29 protein-coding genes are annotated in these 23,854 nt (G+C 67.8%); 13 read left to right on the forward strand and 16 right to left on the reverse strand.

Annotated elements, in window-relative coordinates; translation table 11 throughout:
* Position 1: 1 nt before the first annotated feature.
* Positions 2-376, reverse strand: coding sequence for a PLD nuclease N-terminal domain-containing protein (locus tag BJ987_RS09525; RefSeq protein ID WP_209887008.1), 375 nt, complete (start codon positions 374-376; stop codon positions 2-4).
* A gap of 125 nt (positions 377-501) precedes the next feature.
* Here BJ987_RS09525 and BJ987_RS09530 point away from each other — a divergent pair, with 125 nt between their 5' ends.
* Positions 502-2,067: a beta-N-acetylhexosaminidase gene (locus BJ987_RS09530; RefSeq protein ID WP_209887011.1), complete on the forward strand. Its 1,566-nt coding sequence runs from the start codon at positions 502-504 to the stop codon at positions 2,065-2,067.
* Between the two features lie 31 nt (positions 2,068-2,098).
* Here BJ987_RS09530 and BJ987_RS09535 read toward each other — a convergent pair whose 3' ends face one another.
* The 5 genes from BJ987_RS09535 to rpmB form a co-directional block, all read right to left on the reverse strand.
* Positions 2,099-2,563, reverse strand: coding sequence for a hypothetical protein (locus tag BJ987_RS09535; RefSeq protein ID WP_209887013.1), 465 nt, complete (start codon positions 2,561-2,563; stop codon positions 2,099-2,101).
* A gap of 110 nt (positions 2,564-2,673) precedes the next feature.
* On the reverse strand, positions 2,674-2,928 hold the full coding sequence (gene rpsR / locus BJ987_RS09540) for a 30S ribosomal protein S18 (protein ID WP_209887016.1): 255 nt from the start codon (positions 2,926-2,928) through the stop codon (positions 2,674-2,676).
* 27 nt (positions 2,929-2,955) lie between these two features.
* On the reverse strand, positions 2,956-3,261 hold the full coding sequence (gene rpsN, locus BJ987_RS09545; RefSeq protein ID WP_209887018.1) for a 30S ribosomal protein S14: 306 nt from the start codon (positions 3,259-3,261) through the stop codon (positions 2,956-2,958).
* A gap of 2 nt (positions 3,262-3,263) precedes the next feature.
* Entirely contained in the window at positions 3,264-3,434 is a 171-nt protein-coding gene (gene rpmG / locus BJ987_RS09550; RefSeq protein ID WP_194815936.1) for a 50S ribosomal protein L33, read from the reverse strand.
* A gap of 8 nt (positions 3,435-3,442) precedes the next feature.
* Positions 3,443-3,679, reverse strand: a complete 237-nt coding sequence (gene rpmB / locus BJ987_RS09555; RefSeq protein WP_209887020.1) for a 50S ribosomal protein L28 — start codon at positions 3,677-3,679, stop codon at positions 3,443-3,445.
* 101 nt (positions 3,680-3,780) lie between these two features.
* On the opposite strand from rpmB, the gene mrf reads away from it, so the two are divergent.
* The 3 genes from mrf to rpmF are packed head-to-tail and all read left to right on the forward strand — an operon-like array spanning position 3,781 to position 5,526.
* Complete coding sequence (gene mrf, locus BJ987_RS09560) at positions 3,781-5,085, forward strand: ribosome hibernation factor-recruiting GTPase MRF (protein WP_209887022.1); 1,305 nt, start codon at positions 3,781-3,783, stop codon at positions 5,083-5,085.
* Complete coding sequence (locus BJ987_RS09565) at positions 5,082-5,351, forward strand: type B 50S ribosomal protein L31 (RefSeq protein WP_209887024.1); 270 nt, start codon at positions 5,082-5,084, stop codon at positions 5,349-5,351. Before mrf ends, BJ987_RS09565 begins: the two co-directional genes overlap by 4 nt.
* Before the next feature lies 1 nt (position 5,352).
* A complete protein-coding gene (gene rpmF / locus BJ987_RS09570; RefSeq protein WP_209887027.1) occupies positions 5,353-5,526 on the forward strand; it encodes a 50S ribosomal protein L32 in 174 nt (57 codons plus the stop codon).
* A gap of 360 nt (positions 5,527-5,886) precedes the next feature.
* Here rpmF and BJ987_RS09575 read toward each other — a convergent pair whose 3' ends face one another.
* The 6 genes from BJ987_RS09575 to BJ987_RS09600 form a co-directional block, all read right to left on the reverse strand.
* Positions 5,887-6,900, reverse strand: coding sequence for a DUF1906 domain-containing protein (locus tag BJ987_RS09575; RefSeq protein ID WP_245366747.1), 1,014 nt, complete (start codon positions 6,898-6,900; stop codon positions 5,887-5,889).
* Between the two features lie 88 nt (positions 6,901-6,988).
* Positions 6,989-7,768: an MHYT domain-containing protein gene (locus tag BJ987_RS09580; RefSeq protein WP_209887033.1), complete on the reverse strand. Its 780-nt coding sequence runs from the start codon at positions 7,766-7,768 to the stop codon at positions 6,989-6,991.
* Entirely contained in the window at positions 7,761-8,378 is a 618-nt protein-coding gene (locus tag BJ987_RS09585) for a GTP-binding protein (protein ID WP_307869554.1), read from the reverse strand. Before BJ987_RS09585 ends, BJ987_RS09580 begins: the two co-directional genes overlap by 8 nt.
* Positions 8,359-8,745 carry a DUF742 domain-containing protein gene (locus BJ987_RS09590; protein ID WP_209887035.1) on the reverse strand — a complete coding sequence of 129 codons (387 nt, stop codon included), beginning with the start codon at positions 8,743-8,745 and terminating at the stop codon, positions 8,359-8,361. The genes BJ987_RS09585 and BJ987_RS09590 overlap by 20 nt, the downstream gene beginning before the upstream one ends.
* Positions 8,746-8,753: 8 nt before the next feature.
* On the reverse strand, positions 8,754-9,152 hold the full coding sequence (locus tag BJ987_RS09595; RefSeq protein WP_209887038.1) for a roadblock/LC7 domain-containing protein: 399 nt from the start codon (positions 9,150-9,152) through the stop codon (positions 8,754-8,756).
* Positions 9,149-11,746, reverse strand: a complete 2,598-nt coding sequence (locus tag BJ987_RS09600; protein ID WP_209887042.1) for an ATP-binding protein — start codon at positions 11,744-11,746, stop codon at positions 9,149-9,151. Before BJ987_RS09600 ends, BJ987_RS09595 begins: the two co-directional genes overlap by 4 nt.
* A gap of 343 nt (positions 11,747-12,089) precedes the next feature.
* Between BJ987_RS09600 and BJ987_RS09605 the strand changes: the two genes are divergently transcribed.
* The 6 genes from BJ987_RS09605 to BJ987_RS09630 all read left to right on the forward strand — a co-directional run bounded on the left by BJ987_RS09605 (position 12,090) and on the right by BJ987_RS09630 (position 18,425).
* A complete protein-coding gene (locus BJ987_RS09605) occupies positions 12,090-12,776 on the forward strand; it encodes a response regulator transcription factor (RefSeq protein ID WP_209887045.1) in 687 nt (228 codons plus the stop codon).
* A 10-nt stretch (positions 12,777-12,786) separates the two neighbouring features.
* Positions 12,787-14,262, forward strand: coding sequence for a HAMP domain-containing sensor histidine kinase (locus BJ987_RS09610; protein WP_209887048.1), 1,476 nt, complete (start codon positions 12,787-12,789; stop codon positions 14,260-14,262).
* Positions 14,263-14,356: 94 nt separating this feature from the next.
* Positions 14,357-15,730, forward strand: a complete 1,374-nt coding sequence (locus tag BJ987_RS09615; protein WP_245365884.1) for a S1C family serine protease — start codon at positions 14,357-14,359, stop codon at positions 15,728-15,730.
* A gap of 17 nt (positions 15,731-15,747) precedes the next feature.
* Positions 15,748-16,317, forward strand: a complete 570-nt coding sequence (locus BJ987_RS09620) for a MogA/MoaB family molybdenum cofactor biosynthesis protein (protein ID WP_209898118.1) — start codon at positions 15,748-15,750, stop codon at positions 16,315-16,317.
* A 695-nt stretch (positions 16,318-17,012) separates the two neighbouring features.
* The gene (locus BJ987_RS09625; protein ID WP_209887051.1) at positions 17,013-17,690 is read left to right on the forward strand and encodes an MspA family porin; all 678 of its coding nucleotides are present in this window, start codon (positions 17,013-17,015) and stop codon (positions 17,688-17,690) included.
* A 60-nt stretch (positions 17,691-17,750) separates the two neighbouring features.
* Entirely contained in the window at positions 17,751-18,425 is a 675-nt protein-coding gene (locus tag BJ987_RS09630; RefSeq protein ID WP_209887054.1) for an MspA family porin, read from the forward strand.
* Between the two features lie 78 nt (positions 18,426-18,503).
* Here the strand turns inward: BJ987_RS09630 and mscL are convergent, their stop codons facing one another.
* The 4 genes from mscL to BJ987_RS09650 form a co-directional block, all read right to left on the reverse strand.
* Positions 18,504-18,947, reverse strand: a complete 444-nt coding sequence (mscL, locus tag BJ987_RS09635) for a large conductance mechanosensitive channel protein MscL (protein WP_209887057.1) — start codon at positions 18,945-18,947, stop codon at positions 18,504-18,506.
* 72 nt (positions 18,948-19,019) lie between these two features.
* Positions 19,020-19,676, reverse strand: coding sequence for an SAF domain-containing protein (locus BJ987_RS09640; protein WP_209887060.1), 657 nt, complete (start codon positions 19,674-19,676; stop codon positions 19,020-19,022).
* Between the two features lie 80 nt (positions 19,677-19,756).
* Positions 19,757-20,062: an FmdB family zinc ribbon protein gene (locus BJ987_RS09645; RefSeq protein ID WP_209887063.1), complete on the reverse strand. Its 306-nt coding sequence runs from the start codon at positions 20,060-20,062 to the stop codon at positions 19,757-19,759.
* 69 nt (positions 20,063-20,131) lie between these two features.
* Positions 20,132-20,719: a 5-formyltetrahydrofolate cyclo-ligase gene (locus BJ987_RS09650; protein WP_245365885.1), complete on the reverse strand. Its 588-nt coding sequence runs from the start codon at positions 20,717-20,719 to the stop codon at positions 20,132-20,134.
* An 84-nt stretch (positions 20,720-20,803) separates the two neighbouring features.
* Between BJ987_RS09650 and BJ987_RS09655 the strand changes: the two genes are divergently transcribed.
* The 3 genes from BJ987_RS09655 to BJ987_RS09665 all read left to right on the forward strand — a co-directional run bounded on the left by BJ987_RS09655 (position 20,804) and on the right by BJ987_RS09665 (position 23,846).
* Entirely contained in the window at positions 20,804-21,757 is a 954-nt protein-coding gene (locus tag BJ987_RS09655) for a UTP--glucose-1-phosphate uridylyltransferase (RefSeq protein WP_209887068.1), read from the forward strand.
* Between the two features lie 75 nt (positions 21,758-21,832).
* On the forward strand, positions 21,833-23,092 hold the full coding sequence (glp, locus tag BJ987_RS09660) for a molybdotransferase-like divisome protein Glp (RefSeq protein ID WP_209887071.1): 1,260 nt from the start codon (positions 21,833-21,835) through the stop codon (positions 23,090-23,092).
* A gap of 103 nt (positions 23,093-23,195) precedes the next feature.
* Positions 23,196-23,846 (forward strand): GNAT family N-acetyltransferase, encoded by a 651-nt coding sequence (locus BJ987_RS09665; RefSeq protein WP_209898120.1) that lies wholly within the window; start codon positions 23,196-23,198, stop codon positions 23,844-23,846.
* Positions 23,847-23,854: the final 8 nt, after the last annotated feature.

The raw sequence follows: 23,854 nt of genomic DNA on the forward strand, positions 1-23,854 counted from the left end.
GCTATTCCTCGCCGGCCTGGTGACGGCGGTCGGCCTCGGCCTGGCGGGCTTCCTCCTGGCGCCGAGCCTCCCGGCGCTGGGCCTCGGCCCGTTCCCGCAGTCGACGCAGGAAGGCTTCGTCGTCGTCCGGATTCTGCGCCACATGGCGACCCGGCCGGTCGTACTCGGAGTAGCGCGTGTTCGAGCGCCGTTCGGCGTCGACCGGGCGGCCCAGCAGCAGCCAGAGAATGGCGCCCACGGTGGGGACCAGGATGATGATGATCAGCCAGAGGCCCTTCGGCAGCTGGCGCACGTCCGACTCCGGACTCATGATCACGTCGATCAGGCAGTACACCCACAGGGCGAGCGTGATCAGACCGACGACGGCGTACGGCATGTGTCCCCTCCTCGTACCGCAACCTGCTGCGGCTCCACAACAACGCCGAACCGTAGCAGAGAACAGATACGGTGCGCACCGGCGATTCGCACCGCGGGGACCGGTGAGTTTCGTACGCTGACCGGATGAGCAGGGGCGCGCCGGCGCGGTTCGCGATGATCGGTGCTTTGACGTTCGCGACGATCACCATCGGTGATACTCGAGCGGCGGCGGAAGCGACTGCGCCGCAAACCGTTCCCACACTGCGGAACTGGGCTCCGGCGGGTGGCGGGTTCGCGCTGGGCGCACGCGCCCGGGTGTTTTACACCGACGACTCGCTGCTGGACATGGCCACCGACTTCGCGGCGGGCTTGCGGGTGGTGACCGGCAAAGATGTTGTCCCGCAGGCGGGTTCGGCAGCGGCGGCGGGCGATATCGTCCTGCGCGTCGCTGGGGTGCCGGAGGCTCCGAATACCCCGGAGGCATACCGGCTCTCGGTCGGCGACACCCTAGATCTCCAGGGTGCGGGGGAGCCCGGCGCGTTCTATGCGACCCGCTCCGCCTTACAACTGCTCCGCCGTGGCGGCACGATTCCCGGTGGCACGGCGACGGATTGGCCGGACTACGCCGAGCGCGGCCTGATGCTGGATGTGGGCCGCCAATTCATGCCGGTCGAGATGGTGCGCGCCCAGATCCGGCGGATGGGCATGCTCAAACTGAATATGCTGCATCTGCACTTGTCGGACTCGTTCGGTTTCCGGTTGGAGAGCGCCCGACATCCGGAGATCACTGCCTCGGACCACTATTCGAAGCAGGATATCCGGGATCTGGTCGCCTACGCCGCGCGGTATCAGGTCGAGGTCGTGCCCGAGGTGGACTTCCCCGGGCATATGAACGGCATCCTCGCCGCCCACCCGGCCCTGAAACTGCGCAGCGCGAACGGCGACGTGTCCGACGCCGCGATCGACATCTCCGATCCGCGCAGTTACGACCTGATGCGCGACATCCTCGAGGAGTTCCTGCCGCTGTTCCCCGGCCGCTACTGGCATCTCGGCGCGGACGAGTTCCTGCTCGACGGGTTCGCGGTGCGCGGCTACGCGGACTACCCGCAGCTGGGGGCGTACGCCCGTGCGACCTACGGACCGCAGGCCGAACCGGTCGACGCCTTCCTCGGTCTGATCAACTGGGGCGCGGCCATCGTGCGCGAACACGGGAAACGACCGCGCATCTGGAATGACGGTCTGCATACGGGGGAGGGGACCATCGCGATCGGCAGCGATATCGTCGTCGACTATTGGAGCCGCGCCGGTTACCCGGGGTTGCCGTTGCCGTTCTTCGGAATCGCCCGCACACCACAAGATCTCATCGCGACCGGCCATCAGGTGCGGAACGCCGCGTTCCTGCCGACGTACTACGTCACCGGCGGTCCGGCGGCGGCGATCGCCGATCAACCGCCGGTCCTCGGCTACGAGCTGTGGGACCCGGCGATCTTCGTCGACGGTTCCCGGCTCACACCGGCCCAGAACGCCGCGAATCTGGGTGCGAGCCTGCATGTCTGGTGCGACGACCCGGCCGCGCAGACACCGGATCAGATCGCGGCATCGATCACCATGCCGTTACGGATAATGGCCCAGAAAACCTGGGGCCCAGCCCATCCGGCCGCCTATTCCGATTTCACGGCACTCTCGGACGCCGTCGCCGAACCGGCGTAGCCCGCCTCCCGCCGGTCGCGCCACCACGAGATCAGGCCGCGCTCAGCACTTTTCGATCACCCAGCGGAGTCCGCAGCGAGATCTCCAGCGTGGCGAAGACCACTTCCATCGTGCACATCCGGCCCACCGCGTCCGCACGGGTGCCCGAGCGCAGTTCGATGGTGACCGCCTTGTCGGTTTCGGTGGTGCTGACGTCGACGCCGTAGCAGGCGGGATTGCCGCTCTCGAAGTTGATCGCGATCTTGTCGGGCGCGAGGCGCGTCCAGGAGGAAAACGGAATCGGGTGCGGAGTAACGATGGTGGGGTCCGCGGTGAGAAGTTTGCCCGAATTCGCGTTGGGGTTCTCGGTGGGGACGGCCGCCGTGGTGGTAGGCGAAACGGTCGGCGCGGTGGAGTCCGGTTGCGGGCCCGCGTTGTCGGAGCCACCGCAGCCGGCGAGGCCCAGGGCCAGTGCGAGGGCGGCGATGAGGGAGCGGGTAGCCGACGTCCGATGCATGGGGCGAGCCTAATCGAGACCGCTCCACGCGCGGCCCCGCCGAGTCGTCCGCGGGCAGATCGACAATCGGGCCCCGAAGCATTCGGGGCCCGATTGTCGACGGTGCGGAACTACCGGCTGGTGAACGGCAACAGCGCCATCTCGCGCGCGTTCTTCACCGCGACAGCGACCTGCCGCTGCTGCTGCGGGGTCAGCCCGGTGACACGTCGGCTGCGGATCTTGCCGCGGTCGGAGATGAAGGTACGCAACAGATTCACGTCTTTGTAGTCGACGGTTTCGATCCCCGCGGCGATGAGCGGGTTCTTCTTGGGTTTGCGGGCCTGTTCGGCGCGAACCTTCTTCGACGGTGCTCGCTTGATTGCCATATCAGGATTCCTTCTGCGGGGTGGTTTCTACCAGCTCGACTTGCTCACACCGGGGAGTTCGCCTCGGTGGGCCATCTCGCGCACACGCACACGGGAGAGTCCGAACTTCCGGAGGTGACCGCGCGGACGTCCGTCCGCGGCGTCCCGATTGCGCAATCGTACCGGACTGGCATCTCGCGGCAGGCGCTGCAGCGCGGCCTGCGCGGCGGCCCGTTCGTCCTCCGGCGTGCCCGGCTTGCGGATCAGTTCCTTGAGCTCGGCGCGGCGCGCGGCGTAGCGCGCCACCACTTCCCGGCGCTGCTCGTTGCGCGCGATCTTCGACTTCTTCGCCATATTCAGCGCTCCTCGCGGAAGTCCACGTGCTTGCGTACGACGGGGTCGTACTTCTTCAGCACCATGCGGTCGGGGTCGTTGCGCCGGTTCTTGCGCGTGACATAGGTGTAGCCGGTGCCCGCGGTGGACTTCAGCTTGACGATCGGCCGCAGCTCGGTCGACTTGGATGCCATCTCGCCTCCTAGATCTTCTGGCCGGCGGCGCGCAGGCGGGCGACGACCGCCTCGATGCCGTCCCGGTCGATGGTCTTGATGCCCTTGGTGGAGACGGTCAGCGTGATGCGCCGGTCCTCGCTGGGCAGGTAGTAGGTCTTGCGCTGGATATTGGGGTTCCAGCGCCGGTTCGTCCGCTTGTGCGAGTGCGACACGGACTTGCCGAAGCCGGGCTTACGCCCGGTGACCTGGCAGTGGGCCGACATGCGGGCTCCCTCCAGTAGATGACAATCATTTTCGACAACAGCTGTTCGAGACTGTACCGTTGCTCTTCGGTTAATGGAAATCGTTGTCGAAAGGAGTTCCGGTGGCTGTTCTCGAGCGCACGCCGGTCGTGCTGATCGCGGGCTTCGCGGGCCGTGCCACCGAGGGGGTGGACCATCTCGCCGCCGCGTCGGCCGCCCGTCCGGGCACCGCGGTGGTCCGGCATGACCTGCGCGAACTGCGCGAGGGCATCGTGCGGCGCACGGTATGGCAGGACGGACACGAACGCACCGAGGTGCTGGAATTGGCGCACGGCTGCGTCTCCTGCACGTTGCACGCTGACCTGCTGCCGCTGCTGTGCCGGCTGTCCGCCCGGGATTCGGTGCGGCGCATCGTGCTGGCGCTGGACCCGGCCTTCGAGGCCGAGGCGGTGTGCCAGGCGATCGAGGGCGTCGTGGTCACCGGGATCGTCGGGCGCGTGGACGGTCCGGCGGGCCGGGACGTCCGCGTCGAAGCCGTGCTGACCTGCCTGGATGCCCAGACCTGGCTGGCCGACGCGACCGGTGACGAGACCCTCGCCGAGCGCGGTGCGGCCGCGGCCGATGACGACCGCACGGTCGCACAGGTCGCCGTGGGCCAGGCCGACTTCGCCGATGCGCTGGTGGCGCTCGGGCCCGCCGTCGACGCCATGGATCAGGCGCGGCTGACGGAGGTGCTGGCCCGCCTGGTCCCCGACGCTCCGGTGTTCTGGACCGACGATCTCGCCACCGTCGGCGCCGCCGAGATCGAGCGGTTGCTGGCGCGGATCCCCGCCGGCTCGCGCCGCGGCCGGACCTTCGACGCGCACGCGCCGCTGCTGCGGGGTCAGCCGCCACTGAGCACCGAGCACGGCGTCACGCTGATCGAATTCGCCGCGAGCCGCCCGTTCCATCCGGAACGCCTGCACGAGGCGCTGGACGTGTTGTTCGAGGGTGTGGTCACCGCGCGCGGCCGGATGTGGCTGGCCACCCAGCCCGACGAGGTGGTGTGGCTGGAGTCCGCGGGCGGCGGACTGCGCGTCGGTGGCGCCGGGCGCTGGCTCGCCGCGATGTCGGAAGACGAAGTGGCGCAGGCGGATCCGACCCGGCGCGCGCTCGCGGCGTTGCGCTGGGACGAAACCTTCGGTGACCGCGACATCTCGCTGGTGATCCTGGCTCACGACGCCGATCCCGCCGATATCCGGCACGCCCTGCACTGGGCGCTGGTGGAGGACGACGAACTGCGTCTGGTCGAACGCGCACCCGAGCGGGTGGCGCAGTGGGAAGACCCGTTCGGTGATTGGCACCGGGACCCCTGCGTGGATTTCGACTCGGCGGCCCCGGAACCGGACGCGGCGCAATCCAAATCTCAGAGAGGAGAAGGTAAGTGAAGGCAGGAATTCATCCGGACTACCACCCCGTGGTGTTCGAGGATCAGAGCACCGGCAAACGGTTCTTGACCCGCTCGACCGCGACCAGTACGCGCACCGTCGAATGGACGGACGGCAACACCTACCCGCTGCTGGTGGTGGACGTGACCTCGGACTCGCATCCGTTCTGGACCGGCACCCACCGCGTCATGGACACCCAGGGCCGGGTGGAGAAGTTCGAGCGCAAGTACGGCCGGCGCACCCCGCGCGCGATGAAGGAGAGCTGACATGGCGGTCCCGAAGCGGCGGATGTCGCGTTCCAACACCCGCAGTCGCCGAGCGCAGTGGAAGGCGACCGCCCCGGACCTGGTCGAGGTCAAGGTCGTCGGTGCGGCGCACAAGGTTCCGCGCCGCCTGGTCAAGGCGGTGCAACTGGGCCTGGTCGACCCGTCCCGGCTCTGATCGCGATACCGTGCCCGGCCGTGCTTTCCGTGCGGCCGGGCACGGCTTTCGCAGTCGATCACCAGAGACTTGCCACCGTGGTCGCGAGGATGATCCCCCCGTCCGAAATCACTGGATGGCCGCAGCAATTATTTGGCTAATGATTGTGTTGAAAGCACCTGGAGTTTTTCCGAAAGCCCAGCTAGCGGGCCGATAACCATGGGGGGAATTCCATACTGGGAGTTGGTTTTTGGTGACCGTAAAAGTCCTAATGCAGTGATGAAATCGTGTCGTCCCGCCGGTACATTCATTCGCGAGGGCGGGTTCTCCCGGGTAACTGAGAGAACCCGCTCATCGCCAAATGTGGCGCTCCGTCGACTGCTACTCGGCCCGGCCGGAATCGATTCGATCCCGGTCGCCCTGGCCGGACAGTCCGGGTAGATCGGGAATCAACGCCTCCAGCCGGGCACCCACGGCTGTCGCCGGCCCCTCGATCAGGGACAACGGCCAGGGCCAGCGCGGCCCCTCCAATCGCCGCACCTCCGCCACCAGCTCGGCGGTCGTCGCCTCCAGCGCGCCGATCTGCGCGCGCAACGCCTCGGTGTCGTCCTCCAGCTCGTCGATCCGGCGCAGCGCCGCCGCTACACCGTCGACCAGCGTCAGACTCCGGCCCTCGGCGTCGACGCCCAGCTGTGGCCACCCCGCCAGCCCCGGACCGCGCAACTGGATCTGGATGTCGCGCAGCACTTCCTCTTGTTCCGGCGTCACGTCCGGCTCCTCCTGTACGAAATCCCACTGCCCGAAATCGACCGTCTCGGCGACATTCACGTCGCACTCCACACCGCCGACCACCTGCTGACGCAGCGTCTGATGAATGTTGCGGCGCGACTCCACATTGCCGCCCGACCAGGCGTCGGTCTGCCAGGCCCACACCGCGTGACCGGAATCCAGCGCCCGGCTCAACGGCCAATACCCGCCGTAGATACCGACATTCGCGCGACCGAGCACCGTCGCCGCGCCATCCAGGTAGGCGTTGATCGGAGCCTGCTGCCCCGGTGTGGCGTCGAAATCGACCGAGAAATAGATGGGCCGGTCGGTGCGCCCGCCGCAACGCAGCACCTGCGCCAGACCGAGCTCGGCGTCCAGCGCGCCCGCGTCGTAGCCGTCGAGCATCCGATCGGCCGTGGTCTCCCAGTTCGACACGATCGAAATACCGTGCGCTCGAAGATCGTCCGCCTCGGCCGGAGTGAGCAGCTTGCCGGGCAGCGAAGGACCACCGGAACTGAGATACCGGACCACGAAATCGAATCCGGCCGCCCGGATGGCCGCGCCACCCGGCCGTCCGCCCGCGTAGTCCAGCCCCAACCGCTGTGGCGACACCGCGGCGCTCGCCATGGTCACGCCGCGCTACCCCCTCCGAGCTCACACCGCATGTCTCCCACTGTAAGTGGGCCCGGCATGCGGTCGCGCGACTTCCCGTCGATCAGCCCGGCTGCGCCGCCGGATGCTCGTCGACGAGGGTGGACTCGAACGGCCGGCGCAGCGGGGCCAGCAGCACCGCCGCGATTGGAATCGCCAAGGTGAGCAGACCCACCACGAAGGCCGGATAGGCGAAGTCGAACAGGTCGATGCCGTTGGGCACCGGTACGCCCGGCACGATGTCGACCTCGATCGCGGACAGCGCGAGCAATTGCGCGGCCATGACGGTCGCCCCGGCCAGCAGCGCGGCGCCCACCCGGGCCCGCACCGACTCCCGGTAGGTCAGCGTCAACCACAGCGCGCCGGTGAAACCGAGCACCGCCACTACGCCGACGAAGTACAGCGGCAACGTCTCGACGGTGACCGCACCGCGCACCCGCACCGCGTGCACGCCGAGCATCACCGTGGTCACCAGTCCGAGCGCCGCGATCGCGCCACCGGCCAAGGACCGCGTCAGCTGAGACCGGTTCCCGGCGAGCACCAGACCGAGCAGGCAACCCAGCGTGGCCGGCGCCAGCGCCGCCACGATCGGCCCCACCTCGTAGCGCACCGGACTGTCCGAGACCGAGAAGCCCAGCAGCAGCACCAGACTCGCCAGCCAGAACCCGATCCCGCCGATCGAGGTCGCGCCCACGGTCAGCCAGGCCAGACCGGCGCGTGCCGAGATGTCCGGCGTGCCGGCGTGCCGGATACAGATCAGACCGATCAGGGTCCCGAGCGCGGATACGCCGAACGCCAGTCCCAGCATCCAGCTACCCATGGCGAAGTAGCTGATCTCAGACATGCCGGCCGGTCCGCTCGAATTCCTGGGCGGTCAAACGCATCAGCGCGTATTCGGTGATCGCGGCCAGCGTGCGCCGCACCTCCTCGGCGCTGCGCGCGTCGATATCGATGACCGGCACACCCTCCCGGATGGACAGCGCCTCGCGCACCTCGTTCAGCGGGAATCGCGGCGCGCCGGGGAAACGGTTGATCGCCACCAGGAACGGCAGTTTGCGGGATTCGAAATAGTCGACCGGCGCGAAACTGTCCTCGATCCGGCGGGTGTCCACCAGGACCACCGCGCCGATCGCACCGCGCACCAGGTCGTCCCACATGAACCAGAACCGGCGCTGGCCCGGCGTGCCGAACAGGTACAGCACCATGTTGTTCGGCAGGATGATCCGCCCGAAGTCCATGGCCACCGTGGTGGTGGTCTTCTCGGGGGTGGCCGCCAGGTCGTCCACCCCGACCGACGCGTCGGTCACCAGGGCTTCGGTGCGCAGCGGCACGATCTCCGACACCGCGCCGACGAAAGTCGTCTTGCCGGCACCGAATCCGCCCGCGATAACGATCTTGGTCGACGCGGTGCGGGCTTCTTCGAGCCCGAAGGTGCTAAAGGGCGCGGATTCCACGCAGGGTCCTCTCCATCAGGGCACGGCGCTCGTCGTAACTCGCGTCGTCGGTCAGGGTCGAATGCACTCGCAGGGAACCGGCGACCACGAGATCTCCGATCATCACCCGAACCAGCCCGAGTGGGCGATCCAGGCGACCGGCGATCTCGGCTACGGACAGTCGCTGGGTCCCGAGGTGCAGGATCTCCATCCGGACATCGCCGGCGGGCCAATTCGGGAAGGACGGAAACGACACCGTCTCGATCACCGCTTCCAGCGGTAGATCGACGGCGGATGCGGTGCGTCCTCCGGTGAGGGCATAGGGCCGGACCCGGCCGGGCCGGCGCGGCGACTCGCCTGTGGGATACGGGTCGACAGGGTTGGGCACAGGCGGACTCACACGGTAGATCGGGCGGTGGCCTGAATGACCGTCCCGACCCGGTCGACGAGCAGGGCCATCTCATAGCCGATCCGGCCGATGTCGTGCTGCTTGGTGGCCAAGACCGCGAGATGCGAAGCCGTACCGACGCTCATCACCAGAAGATAGCCGCGCTGCATATCGACGATCGACTGCATTACTTTGCCGCCGTCGAACAGTTGCACCGCGCCGGTGGCCAGGCTGGCCAGACCGGCGGTGATGGCGGCGAGTTGCTCGGCTCGCTCCTCGGGGAGATTGTCGCTGGTCGCCTGGAGTAATCCGTCCGCGGAGACGAGGACGGCGTGCGAGACACCGGGCACTTCCCGAGCGAACCGCGCGACCAGCCAGTTGAGATTCGCGTTATTGGATTCACTCATACAAATTCCCCATGTTCGTGTTTGGCGTCGGCGGCGCGGCGGCCACTGAAGACGCCGTTCAGGTGACGGGTCAGGTTCTCGCGGATCTCTTCCGGGTCCCGGATCCCGGACTCGGCGCTCGGATCGACGCTGCCGGGGACCAATTGCGCGCCGGGCCGCCGGATCGGCAGACCGCCGCGGGTCCGGCCGGAGGATGCCGGGGTGCTGGCCTGGGCTGCCGCCTGCCAGCCGGAGTCGGCGGGCGAACTCCATTGGGTGCCCGCGGAATCCGACGCGGCCGAATCCACCAGCCACTCCGAGACCATGCGCTGGTAGATCGGCGCGGCGCCGCCGCCCTCGTCCGGTTCCGCGGCGACCGGTTCGAAAATCGGTGGGCCGAAGGTGCTTTCGGGCTCGTCGGCGACCGGGCGCAGCGGCACGGACGGAGCGGGGTCGGTCGCCGGTTCGGTGTCCGGGCGCAGCGGCACGGACGGAGCCGGATCGGTCACCGGTTCGATGTGGCGCGGCACCGCGTCGAGGGTGAAGCGGGACTCGTACCCGGCCGGGGCCGAGATCTCCGGGGCGGCCTCGGCTTCCGGCTCGGCTTCCGGCGGCAGCGGCAGCCGGCGCGGCAGACCGTACGCGGTGAGCTGAGGTGCGGGCGTCTCGGCCGGTTCGGGATCGGGCACCGGTTGCAGGCGCGGCGAGGAGGTGTGCGACAGCGGCAGGACGGGCGCGGTCGGGTGGTCGGACTCCGGCAGCGAGACCAGGCGCGCGGGCAGATGCACCGCGGCGGTGATCCCGGCGTTGTCGGCGATGGAGGCGGTCGAGGCGGTGCGGCGCAGGCTGACCTGGATGCCGTGCCGCGCCGAGAGATTGCTGACCACGAAAAGGCCCATCCGGCGGGCGGTTTCGAAGTTGACCTGACCGCCCGAGGCGAGGCGGTTGTTGGCGGCCGCCAGGTCCTCGTCGGACATGCCGAGCCCGCGGTCGATGATCTCGATCAGGTAGCCGCCGTCCACGGTGCGGGCCACGCCGACGCCGACCCGGCGGTCCGGCGGCGAATACCGCAGCGCGTTGTCGATCAGCTCGGCGAGCAGGTGCTCGATGTCGACCGCCGCCGCGCCGGGCACGATACCGTTCGGCACCGAACCGATTTCGGCCCGCTGATAGTCCTCCACTTGGGAGATGGCGCTCCAGAGCATGTCGCCGAGGCCGACCGGCTCCAGGTGACCGCGGCGCAGTGGCGTGCCGGCCAGCACCAGCAGGTTGTCGCCGTTGCGGCGCATCCGGGTGGCGAGATGGTCGAGCCGGAACATGCTCTGCAGCCGGATCGGGTCTTCCTCGTTGCGCTCGAGTTCCTCGATCAGCGTCAGCTGCTGTTCCACCAGCGACTGACTGCGGCGCGACAGCGTCTCGAACATCTTGCCGATCTGTAGTCGCAGCGCCGCGAGATTGAGGGCCTGCTCGTGCATTTCGTCGACGGCGCGGGCGAGCTGGCCGATCTCGTCGCGGCCGGTGACCCCGACCGGGGTGATCTGCGGGGTGCTGCCGCCGGAGTAGACGATGGCCAGCTCCTCCGGGAGCCGGACGTGCGCGGTGTCGAGGACGTCGTGGCGCAACCGCCGAATCGACATGACCAGCGCCTGGGCCACCCACAGCGCCAGCGCCAAGCCGGCGAGCAGGGTGCCGATGATGATCGAGGTGTCGCGCATCGCGTCCTGGCGCGCGGTGGTCAGCGCCTCGCTGAGGACCCGTTCGACCGCACGCGCCCGGTCGGTCGCGGCCAGATCGTAGGTGGCGAGGCTGGTGCGCATGGATTCGACCAGGTCGGCGGCCCGGGTCGGATCGGCGACTGCGGCCATGCGAGCCATCGCACCGCCCAGCAGTGGGCTCTGGTAGGGGGCGTCGGTCGGCATGATCTGGTCGTAGACCTGGATCAGCGCCATCTCCGAGCCGGCCGCGGTCAGGATCCGGGCGGCCAGTTGCTCCTGCTGCGGGGCGGTGTTCTTGCCCGAGGTCATCATCCCGATGAGCATCTGCTGCTGGGCGAAGGCCCGGCGCGCGACCATGATCGAACTGGTCTGCAGCATGTAGCGCTGCGCGTTGTTGTAGGTGGAGGCCATGCCGTCGGAGGACGCGAGCGCCTTGTCGACGTAGCCGAGGATGGCGTCGAGCTGGGTGCTCAATTCGGTGGGCGGGGTAGCACGCGATTTGTCGCGCAGCACCTTCGCCGCGGCGATCGCCGAGTTCATGTCGACCAGCAGCACGGGGTCGGTTTGCGGCAGGCGCAGCGCCGTTTCCAGGTCGGCGACCGCCCGGTCGAACCGGGTGTTGGCTTTGCCGATGCGCGGGTCGGCCGGGTCGGCGCTCTGGGTGTTGACCGCGGTCACGGCCAGTTCGGTACTGGCACCGGCGAATTCGATGATCTGGTGGGTGGCGGCGTTGTATTCGCTGGCCGCGCGCACCTGCTCCATGCCGTCCAGGTGATTGTCGACGCGCAACACCGCGAACGACATGGCCAGGATCACCGGTGGGAGGAGCGCGATGGCGACCTTGCGGGCTACCGACCAGTTGGAGAAAATCGCCTGCCAGGATCGCGGTGCAGCTTCCATCCCGCCTCTATCCCTCAGCTCTCTCGATTGGGTCCCCCCGGCGCACGCTCGGCTGCGGTGCCTGTCCATAACCAACCAGAGGTCTTGTTAAATGGCACGTGAAACATACCGTGTCCGGTGACGAGCGGCAATTGAAACTCACAGCATGCTCGACTCGGGAATCTCACACGGGCAGAGCGCTTTTCGCTCCCGAATAGCGGTAACGCCGAACTCGGGCCTGCCGTCTATTCAGCGCGCAGTTCAGCCTGCAATTCGAGGGTTGCTGAATGATGACCAGCCCGCTCCGGCGTGTCGCGACCTCCCCTCTCAGTGCACTCTCAGTCGGTGGGGCCAAACTGGGGGCATGCGCATTCTGGTAGTCGACGACGATCGCGCCGTCCGGGAATCGCTGCGCCGATCGCTGACCTTCAACGGGTACACCGTCGACCTCGCCGTGGATGGCGTCGATGCCCTGGAGAAGGCCAACGCGCAGCGACCCGACGCCCTCGTCCTCGATGTGATGATGCCGCGCATGGACGGCCTGGAAGTGTGCCGTCGTCTGCGCAGCACCGGTGACGACCTGCCGATTCTGGTACTGACCGCCCGGGATTCGGTCTCCGAGCGGGTCGCCGGCTTGGACGCGGGCGCCGACGACTATCTGCCCAAGCCGTTCGCGCTGGAGGAATTGCTGGCCCGGCTGCGCGCGCTGCTGCGCCGTCGCGCCACCGACCCGGACGACGCCTCGGAGGCCATGCGGTTCGCTGACCTGTCGCTGGACCCGGTCACCCGGGAGGTCTGGCGTGACAGCCGCTCGATCAGCCTCACGCGCACCGAGTTCTCGTTGCTGGAGATGTTGATGGCCAATCCGCGCCGGGTGCTGACCCGCAGCCGGATCCTGGAGGAGGTCTGGGGCTACGACTTCCCGACCTCCGGCAACGCGCTCGAGGTCTATATCGGCTACCTGCGCCGCAAAACCGAGGCCGAGGGCGAACCGCGGTTGATCCACACCGTGCGCGGCGTCGGCTACGTGCTGCGCGAGACCCCTCCGTAGGCCGGGAGTCATGGCACGCAGTCTTCCCCGGCGCCCGGTGGTCGCCCCCCTCGGTCAGCACGACCCCGAGATGCGCCCGCCGATGCCGCTGACCCGGTCGGTGTCGTTGCGGTGGCGAGTGACCCTGCTGGCCGCCTCGGTGGTGGCTATCGCGGTGGCCGTCACCTCCATCGCCGCCTACGCGATGGTGGAGCGCGCTCTCTACAACGATGTCGACTCACAGCTCGAGGCGCGCGCCGAGACGATGATCAACAACAACTTCGAGAATCTCGGCTTCCAGTCGATCGTGCTGGCGGGTTTGTTCTCCAATGACGTCGGCGTGGCACTGATTTTCGCGGACCACAAACCGTATATGCCACCGCAGCAGACAATTCCGCCCGTCGGCAGTCAGGAACTCGCGGTCGCCGACGGCAAACTGCCGTCCTCACTGCGCACGGTGCACAACCAACGCGTACTCGCCATGCCGACCAATTCCGGCGCGACCCTGATCATTTCGCAGCGCCTGGAGCCGACCCGCGAGGTGCTCGACCGGCTGGCCTGGCTGCTGTTCGTGGTCGGCGGGTGCGGTGTCGTACTCGCCGCGGCCGCCGGAACCGCGGTGGGTCGCACCGGGTTACGGCCCATCGCCAGGCTCACCTCGGCCACCGAGCGCATCGCCCGCACCGACGACCTGACCCCCATCCCGGTCACCGGCGATGACGAATTGGCCCGGCTCACCGAGAGTTTCAACACCATGCTGCGCGCGCTCGCGGAATCCCGGGACCGGCAGCGCCGCTTGGTCGCCGACGCCGGGCACGAGCTGAAGACGCCGCTCACCTCCCTGCGCACCAATATGGAATTGCTCATCGCATCCAGCCGGCCGGGTGCGCCGAGCATCCCCGAGGAGGACATGGCGGAGCTGCGCGCGGACGTCGTCGCCCAGATCGAGGAACTGTCCCAGCTGGTCGGCGACTTGGTCGACCTGGCCCGCGAGGACGCCCCCGAAACCGTCTACGACCGTATCGATCTCGGCGAGGTGACCGAGCGCGCGCTGGAACGGGCGCGGCGGCGGCGCGGCTCGATCGAGTTCGTGGCCGAACTGCGCCCGTGGTTCATGTACGGCCACGAGGCGGGGCTGGAACGCGCGGTACTCAACGTGCTCGACAATGCCGCGAAATGGAGTCCGGCCGGCGCGCAGGTGCACGTAGCCATGCGCGAGACCGGTCGCGGACTATTGGAACTCTCCGTCGACGACGCCGGCCCCGGAATTCCGGCCCCGGAACGCGAGCTGGTTTTCGAACGGTTCTACCGGACCACCGCCGCGCGATCCATGCCCGGCTCAGGTCTCGGATTGGCCATCGTCAAACAAGTCGTGACCAAACACGGCGGCACCATCACCATCGACACTTCCGACCGGGGCGGTGCCCAGATCCGTATTGTGTTACCTGGTGAGGGCGCTGCGCCCGGTGTGCTGCCGGAAATGGACGACGCCGCCGCGGACCTCTGAAGAAACTGAAAGCAGGGTCAAAGCAGGATCTCAGTCCACTCTTATCCGTCGCCATCATGGTTGGTCGCAGACGCTTAGGGAGAAACGAGAAGCCATGACCGAGGAAGACAAGTCCGGCACCAGCGGTCCGCAGCCGACCGAGCACATCCCGGCGGCGCATGCCGAGAATTCAGGCCACACGGGCTGGGGCACATCCGCCCCGTATTCGCAGCCCGGCCCGTATTCCACCGGAAGCCATTATCGGGCGGCGCCGTTCCCGGGCCCGGAATCGGGACCGGAATACGCGGCGATGCCCGGATACGCGACTCAGTCCTTTCCGCCGCATCCTGGCGCACCCTACGGCGTACAACCACCGCAGCCGCTGCGGCGGCCGATCCGGACCGGCCTACTGGCCGGCGCGCTGGCGTTGGCGCTGGTCAGTGGCGGCATCGGCGGCGTGGTGGGCGCCGTGGTCGCCGATCGGGACGGCTCGGGCACGTCGGTCACCAACGCTCTGGAGGCCCCGCGACCGAAGGTCAACGACGTATCCAACGCTCCCGCCGGGTCGGTGCAGGCCGTGGCCCAGAAGGTGGTGCCCAGCGTGGTGATGATCAAGGTCGCCAGCAACCGCGCCGAGGGCGAGGGTTCGGGTGTGGTGCTGTCCTCCGACGGTCTGATCCTGACCAACAATCATGTGGCCGCCGGAGCGGGCGCCAACTCCAAGATGGAGGTCGTCTTCAGCGACGGCAGCACCGCGCCCGCCACCATGGTCGGCAACGATCCGGTCTCCGATCTGGCGGTGATCAAGGCCGATAAGACCGGCCTGACCCCGATCGAGCTCGGCAATTCCGCCGATCTGCAGGTCGGTCAGCCCGCGATCGCGATCGGATCCCCGCTCGGCTTGGCCGGCACCGTGACCACCGGCATCGTGTCCGCGTTGAACCGCCCGGTGTCCACCAGCGGCGAGGGCAGCTCCAGCCCGAATACGCCCAACCCGGTGATCGACGCGATCCAGACCGACGCCGCCATCAACCCCGGCAATTCCGGTGGTGCGCTGGTCGATTCGAGCGGCAAGCTGATCGGCATCAACACCGCCATCGCCAGCCTGGGCGCCAACGAGATGGCCGGTCAGCAGACCGGCTCCATCGGTCTCGGCTTCGCGATCCCGGTGGACCAGGCACGTCGCGTCGCCGATCAGCTGATCAAGACCGGCCACGCCACCTACGCCCAGATCGGCATCAAACTTCGTCCCGAGGGCGATCGCGCCCTGGTCCTGGAGGCGACGCCGGACGGCCCGGCGGCCAAGGCGGGCATCCCGGCGGGCGCGGTCATCACCAAGCTCAACGACCGGCCGATCGATTCCGGTAATGCCCTCATCGCGGCGGTCCGTTCACACCAGCCCGGCGACAAGGTGAAGGTCACCTACACCGATGAACAGGGTAACAATCCCAAGACCGTCGAGGTCACCCTCACCGGCGCTCCTGCGTAAGGCGGTAGATCATGTTGATGTCTCCTTCGGACCTCAGTGCTGTTGCCAACTCAGCCGTCGAACAGGCCACGGCAGGCGCTACGGTGAGCAGCATGGAAATCGATGCTCCTGTGGCGGGGCGTGCACTGGTGGTGGTCGTCGACGATCGAACGGCGCATGGAGGTGTGGACTCGCTCGGACCGCTGGTCACCGAGCTGCTCACCGAGGCGGGTTTCCTAGTCGACGCATCGGTTTCGGTGCAGGCCGACGAGGTGGAAATTCGTAATGCGCTGAACACCGCGGTGATCGGCGGTGTCGACCTGGTCATCTCGGTGGGCGGCACCGGAATGTCGCCGCGCGATGTCACCCCCGAAGCCACCGCCCAGGTGCTCGATCGTGAGCTGCTCGGCATCAGTGAGGCGCTGCGTGCCTCCGGCCGGGTTGCGGGCTCGCTGGACGCCGGCCTGTCGCGCGGGCTCGCCGGTATTTCCGGCAGCACCCTGGTCGTGAATCTGCCGGGCACTCGCGCCGCCGTCCGGGACGGCATGGCAACTCTCGGGCCGCTCGCCAGTAAGGCGATCGGCGAACTTTCCGGATTGGCCGAATAATCAGCGGCACCGGTTCTTCCGACGATCCTCGCCCGGCTCACCGCCGGGCGAGGGACGCCGCGCGTTTGGCCGAGATTTTCGGCGACGCACTGCCCGACACCACTCGCGATGAGCGCGGTGACGAATCCGAGACCGCGTCCGCTTCCGACGATTGGCTGCGCTCCCAGGTGCCTCCGCACCACGGTTGAGCTTTATCTACGGCCGCACTCCGTATTCCGAACGGATATATAGCCGCCGCGGCCTCACCGTTTTTGTTTTACAACTGTGATCCACGCCATTTCAATACGGTGCTGACTCGTACTCGCGAATGGCCTCGTTGCGCCGCGCGTGGTCGAATTAGTCGCTCCGGAACCCTTCCCCGCTGCATCTATGCACGTCAAGCGATATGGGCATGAATGGCACTGTGATCTACATCACTATGTTCTTTACCAAAGCCCGCGTTGCCACGCTGTTACCTACGGTTTAATCTTCGGCCAGAGCCACCCACAACTATGGACCCCACAGGCCCGGGTACGTCACGAACGTTGCCGACCCGGCGGAACCCTGGCTCGGTTCCGTTGCCAGCTGAGGCCGTTGCGCCGAAATTACGGCCGGTTACACACCGGCAACAAACGGACGACACACTGAGCTGGGCCTGAGAGGACCATCCAACCTCGATGGTCGAGGTTGACTGTTAGAACCTGATGAGGGGAAGTATGAGCGAGAACCGCACCAACGGTCTGCGTCGCAGTGCCCGCGCTGCCGGCGTGGCCGGTGCTGCCGCGGCCGTTGCCATGGGTCTGTTTTCGACCGGGGCCGCCAATGCCGATGTCTTCGTGCCGTTGCCGGACGGTCAGAAGGTCGGTCCGGGCGTGACCATCACCCGCACGGGTGAGCATGCCGTTGTTTCGCCGTCGCTGGCCGCCAACGGCGCCGGGCGCGTCGTCTGGGTCTCGGGCAACGCGACCGCCGACGTGACCGCTACTCCGGAGGGCACCGCCGGTCCGTGGAACGGCCCGGCCAACAACCCCGGCACCAACAACTCCTCGACCCACGGTCAGTCGCAGATCAACACCGGATACATCATCGGTTGCCAGGTCAGCATCTCCGACGACGCGATCAGCGTCGGTGGTGGCGCCTCCATCGACATGAGCAGCCTCGGCCTCAGCGGTTCCTTGGGTCTGTCCCTCGGCCCCGGCGAGGTCAAGTGGGTCGCGGTCGAACTGAAGGACATTCCCAAGGCGGGCGTGTACTCCGTGGAGTACCAGGACGTCGAGATGCAGATCCAGGGTTGCGCGGGCTACGCCCAGGCGCGCTCCTACACCGTGGTCGAGATCATCGGCGATCACTACTCGAAGACCACCCTGTACGGCCAGCCGTTCAGCATTGGCTGACCCGTCTTCGAATCGTCGAATCCTCTTCTCGCCGAAACTTCAAACCCCTGAGGGAATAACATGATCAACCGTAAGAACCTGGCGAAGGTTGCCGGTGTGGGTGCCGCCGCCACCATCGCCATGGGCCTGTTCTCCACCGGTGCGGCCAACGCGGACACCTTCGTGCCGCTGCCGGGTGGCGAAATGTCCAAGACCCTGTCCGACGGCACCGTCGTGACCGTCAAGCTGGTCGGTGAGTCGGCCAACATCAACCCGTCCATGGGCTCCACCCCGCTGCACCGCAACGCGTGGGTCTCCGGCACCGCGGTCGTCGAGCTCTCGGGCTCCGGCGCCGTCGGCGGCAAGATCTACCCGGGCTACGTCGTCGGCTGCCAGGTCAATATCGACGGCGGCGGCGTGGACGCGGGCGCCGGCGTCACGTTCAAGCAGGGCGGTGACTCGGTCACGGCCAGTCCTTCCGCCGACGGCGGGGGCAACCTGTCGCTCGGCCCCGGCCAGGCGACGTCGTTCTACGTGCTCGACCGCGAAGTTGCGGATGACTTCGGCAACGAGGATCACTCCACCAACAACCGCTTCAAGGGCACCAACGGCTCGGTGTCCTGGGCTGATACGACCATCGGCCTCGGCGGCTGTGGCGGCTACGCGCAGGCTCGCGCCTTCGTGCGCGTCAAGGTCGAGACCGACAACGTGATGTCCTACGTTGTGCTCTGGGGCCAGCCCTTCAGCCTCGGCTGATTCACGCTGAACCCGAATACCGGAACGGGCCCGTCGCTTTCGCGGCGGGCCCGTTCTTTTGTCTTGCCGCGCAGGGAATTACACCTCGCGAATCGTGGTCGTCCCGGAGCCCGAACCGGTGCTCTTATCCGGGCCGCTCTCGCCGTCACGCTGGGCGGCGAGCAGATCCCGGATCTCGGTCAGCAGGGCGATCTCGGTGGCCGCCGCCTGCTTGGAGCCGAAGCGAGCCATGATCCGGTTCGCCGGAGTCACCAGGACGAAGTAGAGCACTGCGGCGATCAGCAGGAAGTCGATGACCGCGCCCACGATCGTGCCCAGCTGAACGAAGGTGGCGGGTTTACCGGACATGATCTGGAAGCCCCAGCCGAGTTCATTGGTGCCGCCGAAGACCGCGAGCAGCGGCTTGATGATTCCGTCGGTGAAGGCGCTCACGATCGCGGTGAAGGCGGTGCCGATCACGACGGCCACAGCCAGATCGAGGACGTTGCCCCGGAAGATGAAGTCTTTGAATCCCTTGAGCATGGCCGGATCTCTCCTGTTCGGATGAAGCTGACTGGCTGCGCGGAGCCGCGATCGGTTGCCGATGCTAGTGGCTCAGTGGAAGACCACCGTGAGCGCGGTGCGCAGCGATGCGGCCGCGACGGCGGTGGCGTGGGCGGCGTCCATGGCCACCAGCACCACCGGCTCCGGCTGCCCGCGCCGGTCGGCCGGACGGGATACCAGGACCACCGCCGCATCCCTGGCCAGCGTGCGGGCGGGCCGATCGCCGCCGTCCTCCGTGCCGACCACATCGACGCGATCACCGGCCCGCAGGATTTCCGCTACGGCGTTGTCGGCGAGGCGAATCGGGACGATGCGCGCGTCGGCCGCGCCGGAGGCCACCGCGGCCAGCCGGGGACTCACGACGCGCAGGTCGGTGAACACTTCACCGGCGCGCATGGCGCCGGTCAAGGTACTGCCTAGTAGTGCGCCGGTATCGCGCACGGCGTGCGTGGGGAGGGAGCCGGATTCGTATACGGCGCTGCGCAAGTCGCCCGCTTCCAGCAATCGGCCGGGCGGTAGGTCGCGCTCGGCGACGACGACGTGGACCGGGTGCGTATCCGGATCACCACGAAGAAACAGCACTGCCGCCAGCACGGTGAGTGCGGCGGCAAGCATTCTGCGGACCAGCAACAGGTCGGCCCAGGGCGGGCGATTGTCGAAAACCGCGCGCAGCGGGTTTTCTCGGCCGAGATCGGTGCGCGATTTCATGGCCGGATCCTATGGCCGCGAATATCGCGCCACGCCCGGGAATTACGCTGCTTGGGGATAACTCCCTAGCTGTGGATAACTCAGCTGGCGGCGGCCGCGGGGCTGGTGGTGGAGCTGCTGGCGGCGCCGTCGCTCGACGAAGAGCTCGATTCGGTGCTCTTGCTCGACCCGTTGTCCGACTTCGCGGGCTCGCTCGCGGTGGACGCGCCGCCGCGGCTGTCGGTGCGGTAGAAGCCGCTGCCCTTGAAGACGATGCCGACCGAGTTGAACAGCTTGCGCAGTTTGCCCGAGCATTCGGGGCAGACGGTCAGGGCGTCGTCGCTGAAGGACTGAACGATGTCGAAGCGGTTGTCACACTGGGTGCACGCGTACGAATAAGTTGGCACAGGATCCTCCGCTGGTCTCGTCGAACTGGCACTCTACAGGCGACAGTGCCAACATCGCCAATCCTGCATTCATTCCACGCTACCCAGTTGCCGCAACCCGCCGCGGGGCGTCAGCGCCCAGCCCATACGCAGGTCATGTGGTTCCTCCGGGAGCCTGGGGACCAGTTCGTCGTCGCGCACGACCGCGATCAACCGAGCTTCCGGCCGGGCCGCCGCCAGCGTGCGGTCGTAGTAGCCGGCGCCACGCCCGAGCCGCACACCGCGTAGATCGACCGCGAGCGCGGGCACCAGGATCAATTCGGCGAGCCCGACCGCCTCGACGCCCAGCGCCGCGCCGGTCGGCTCGAGCAAGCCGAAACGCGCGGGCTGCAAACTGTCCGGACCGGTGTATTCGGCCCATCGCAGCGGACCGGGCGGCCCCGTCACAGGTAAGAGGACACGCGACCCGCCGACGCAGAGCGCATCGAGCATCTCCCGCGAACCCGGCTCGCCGCGCACCGGCACATAGGCGCAAACCCACCCGTTCACTGCGAGTTTGCCCGTGGTTTTCGCGAGTAGTCGAGCCTCGTCCGCATGCTCGGTGGCGGGCTGGGCACTCCGTTGTCTGAGAATTTTGGAGCGCCATGCATGTTTATCGGTCTCACCGGGCATCTCCATGATGATCACCATATGCTCACCCGCGTAAGCCCCACCGCCGCCAGACGGCGCTGGGGCGATGTGATGGATGGATAGGGTATGCCCATGACAGCAAATACCGGACACTCCGCGAATGGTGCGGTTTCGTGTTTCCGCACGGCCGTCGTGCCCGCGGCCGGACTCGGGACGCGGTTCCTGCCCGCGACCAAGACGGTGCCCAAGGAGTTGCTGCCGGTGGTGGACACCCCCGGTATCGAGCTGGTCGCGGTAGAAGCCGCCGACTCCGGCGCGGACCGCCTGGTGATCGTCACCTCCCCCGGCAAGGACGGCGTGGTCGCGCACTTCGTCGAGGACTTGGTGCTGGAGAGCACCCTCGCCGAGCGCGGCAAGTTCAAGCTCCTGGAGAAGGTGCGCAAGGCGCCCGGCCTGCTGGACGTGGTCTCCGTGATCCAGGAGGAGCCGCTGGGCCTCGGGCACGCGGTCGCGCAGGCCGAGAGCGTGCTCGACGACGACGAGGACGCCATCGCGGTGCTGCTGCCCGACGACTTGGTGCAGCCCTGTGGCGTGCTCGATGTGATGAGCCGGGTGCGCCGCAAGCGCGGCGGCACGGTGCTGTGCGCCATCGACGTGCCCAAGGACGAGGTCAGCTCCTACGGCGTCTTCGATGTGGCGCCGGTGCCGGACGCGGCGAACCCCAATGTGCTCCGCGTCAAGGGCATGGTGGAGAAGCCCGCGCTGGCCGACGCGCCCTCCACCTACGCCGCCGCCGGCCGATACCTGTTGGATCGGGCCATCTTCGACGCGCTGCGCCGCATCAAGCCCGGCGCCGGTGGTGAGCTGCAACTCACCGACGCCATCGCGCTGCTGATCGAGGAGGGGCATCCGGTACACGTTGTGGTGCACCGTGGGTCGCGCCACGATTTGGGCAACCCGGGCGGTTATCTTCGTGCTGCGGTCGATTTCGCTTTGGAACGTGAGGAATACGGCCCCGCCCTGCGGGAGTGGTTGCAGCACCGGCTGAGTGCGGAGTGGGACCCGCAATTGACGCCCTACGACTGAGATCGGTTTCGCTGGCGGCGCGGGGTCGGGTACGAAGGAAAGATTCAGTGCGACGCCAGATCAGGGAAGGGCTCGATGCGCTCGGTTGAGGACCAGCAGATCAAGGTGACCGCGGCGGCCGTCGCGCCCCGGCCGGTCCGGGTCGCGATCTCCGAGGCCCAGGGCCTGCTGTGCGCCGAAGACGTGGTCACCGAACGGCCGTTGCCCGGTTTCGACCAGGCCGCGATCGACGGTTACGCGGTGCGCAGCGTCGACGTCGCCGCCGCGGGCACCGATATCCGCAACGAGGACGGCGAACTCGTCGACCTCACGCTGCCGGTGGTCGGCGAGGTGGTCGCGGGTTCGCGGCAGCCGATCCGGTTGCAGCCGCGCCAGACGGTGCGAGTGGATACCGGTGCGCCGCTGCCGACCCTCGCGGATGCCGTTCTCCCGCTGGACTTCACCGACGGCGGTCGCGCGCGGATCAAGGTCTACGAGACCGTGCGCTCCGGCGACTACGTGCGCCGCATCGGCGACGACGTGCAGCCGGGCGATGTCGCGGTGCGGGCGGGGACCATCATCGGGCCCGCCCAGGTCGGTTTGCTGGCCGCGGTCGGGCAGGACAAGGTGCTCGTGCATCCGCGGCCGCGGCTCTCGGTCATCTCGGTCGGCGGCGAACTGATCGATATCGATCGCACACCGGGTCCGGGCCAGGTCTACGACGTGAACTCCTACGCCCTGGCCGCGGCCGCGCGCGACGCGGGCGCCGACGTGAACCGGGTCGGCATCATCAGCACCGACCCGCGGCAGCTGCGTGACGTGGTCGAAGGCCAGCTGGTGCGTTCGGAGGTCGTGGTGATCGCGGGCGCGGTCGGCGGCTGGGCTTCCGAGCAGGTCCGGGAAGCCTTGGAAGGGCTCGGTGAGCTGGAGATCGCCCGGGTCGCCATGCATCCCGGCTCGGTACAGGGCTTCGGCCGGCTCGGCCGGGACGAGGTTCCGACCTTCCTACTACCGTCCAATCCGGTTGGCGCGTTGGTGGTTTTCGAGGTCATGGTGCGGCCGCTGATCCGGATCGCGCTCGGGCGCAGGCACCCCATGCGGCGCGTCATCCGGGCCAGGACCATCACCCCCATCTCCTCGATGGCGGGTCGCAAGGGCTATCTGCGCGCCCAGCTGATGCGCGACGAAACCACCGGGGATTACCTGGTCCAACCGCTGGGCGGCGCGGCCGGTTCGTCCTCGCATCTGCTGGCGACGCTCGCCGAGGCCAACAGCCTGATCATGATCGATCCGGACGACACCGAAATCAGGACCGGGGACGAGGTCCGGGTCGCGTTTCTCGCACAGCGTGGCTGATGCGGTATCCGATATGCGCCACCGGCAACACCCTCCGTGGTTACACTGCGCTGCCTCCGGCGGGTATTGAGCTCGCGGCGCGACTGGGGAGCTGATGGAGACGATGAACGTTTTCCGGGTCACGCAGCATCCGGGATGGCCCGCGCGGTTGGGCCCGGTGCGGTGCCCGGCCGGAGAGGTGACGCTGCGCCCGGTGCGTTTGCGTGACGCCGCGGCCTGGAGCCGGATCCGCCTGCGCGACCGCGATCATCTGGAGCCGTGGGAGCCGACCGGCCGGGGTGCCTGGGAGGCGCGCAATCACGCGTCGAACTGGCCGTCGCTGTGGTCCAGCCTGAAGGCCGAAGCCCGGCGCGGAGCGATGATCCCGCTGGTGATCGAGGTGAACGGCAACTTCAGCGGGCAGCTCACGGTGGGCAATATCGTGCGCGGCGCGCTGCGTTCGGCGTGGATCGGCTACTGGGTCGCCAAGGATCTCAGCGGCCAGGGCGTGGCCACCGCGGCGCTGGGACTCGGGCTCGACCACTGCTTCGGCCCGGTCGGCCTGCACCGGGTGGAGGCCACGGTGCGGCCGGAGAATTTGGCCAGCCAGGCCGTACTGCGCAATGTCGGGTTCCGTGAAGAGGGTTTGCTGCGCAAGTATCTCGACGTCGACGGGGCCTGGCGGGATCACCTGCTGGTGGGGATCACCATCGAGGAAGTCATGGGCACCGTCGTCGATCGACTGGTGCGCGACGGCCGAGTAACCCTGCCCTGAAAGCGGAT

Source organism: Nocardia goodfellowii (genome assembly GCF_017875645.1).
In the GTDB taxonomy this organism is placed as follows: Bacteria; Actinomycetota; Actinomycetes; order Mycobacteriales; family Mycobacteriaceae; genus Nocardia; species Nocardia goodfellowii.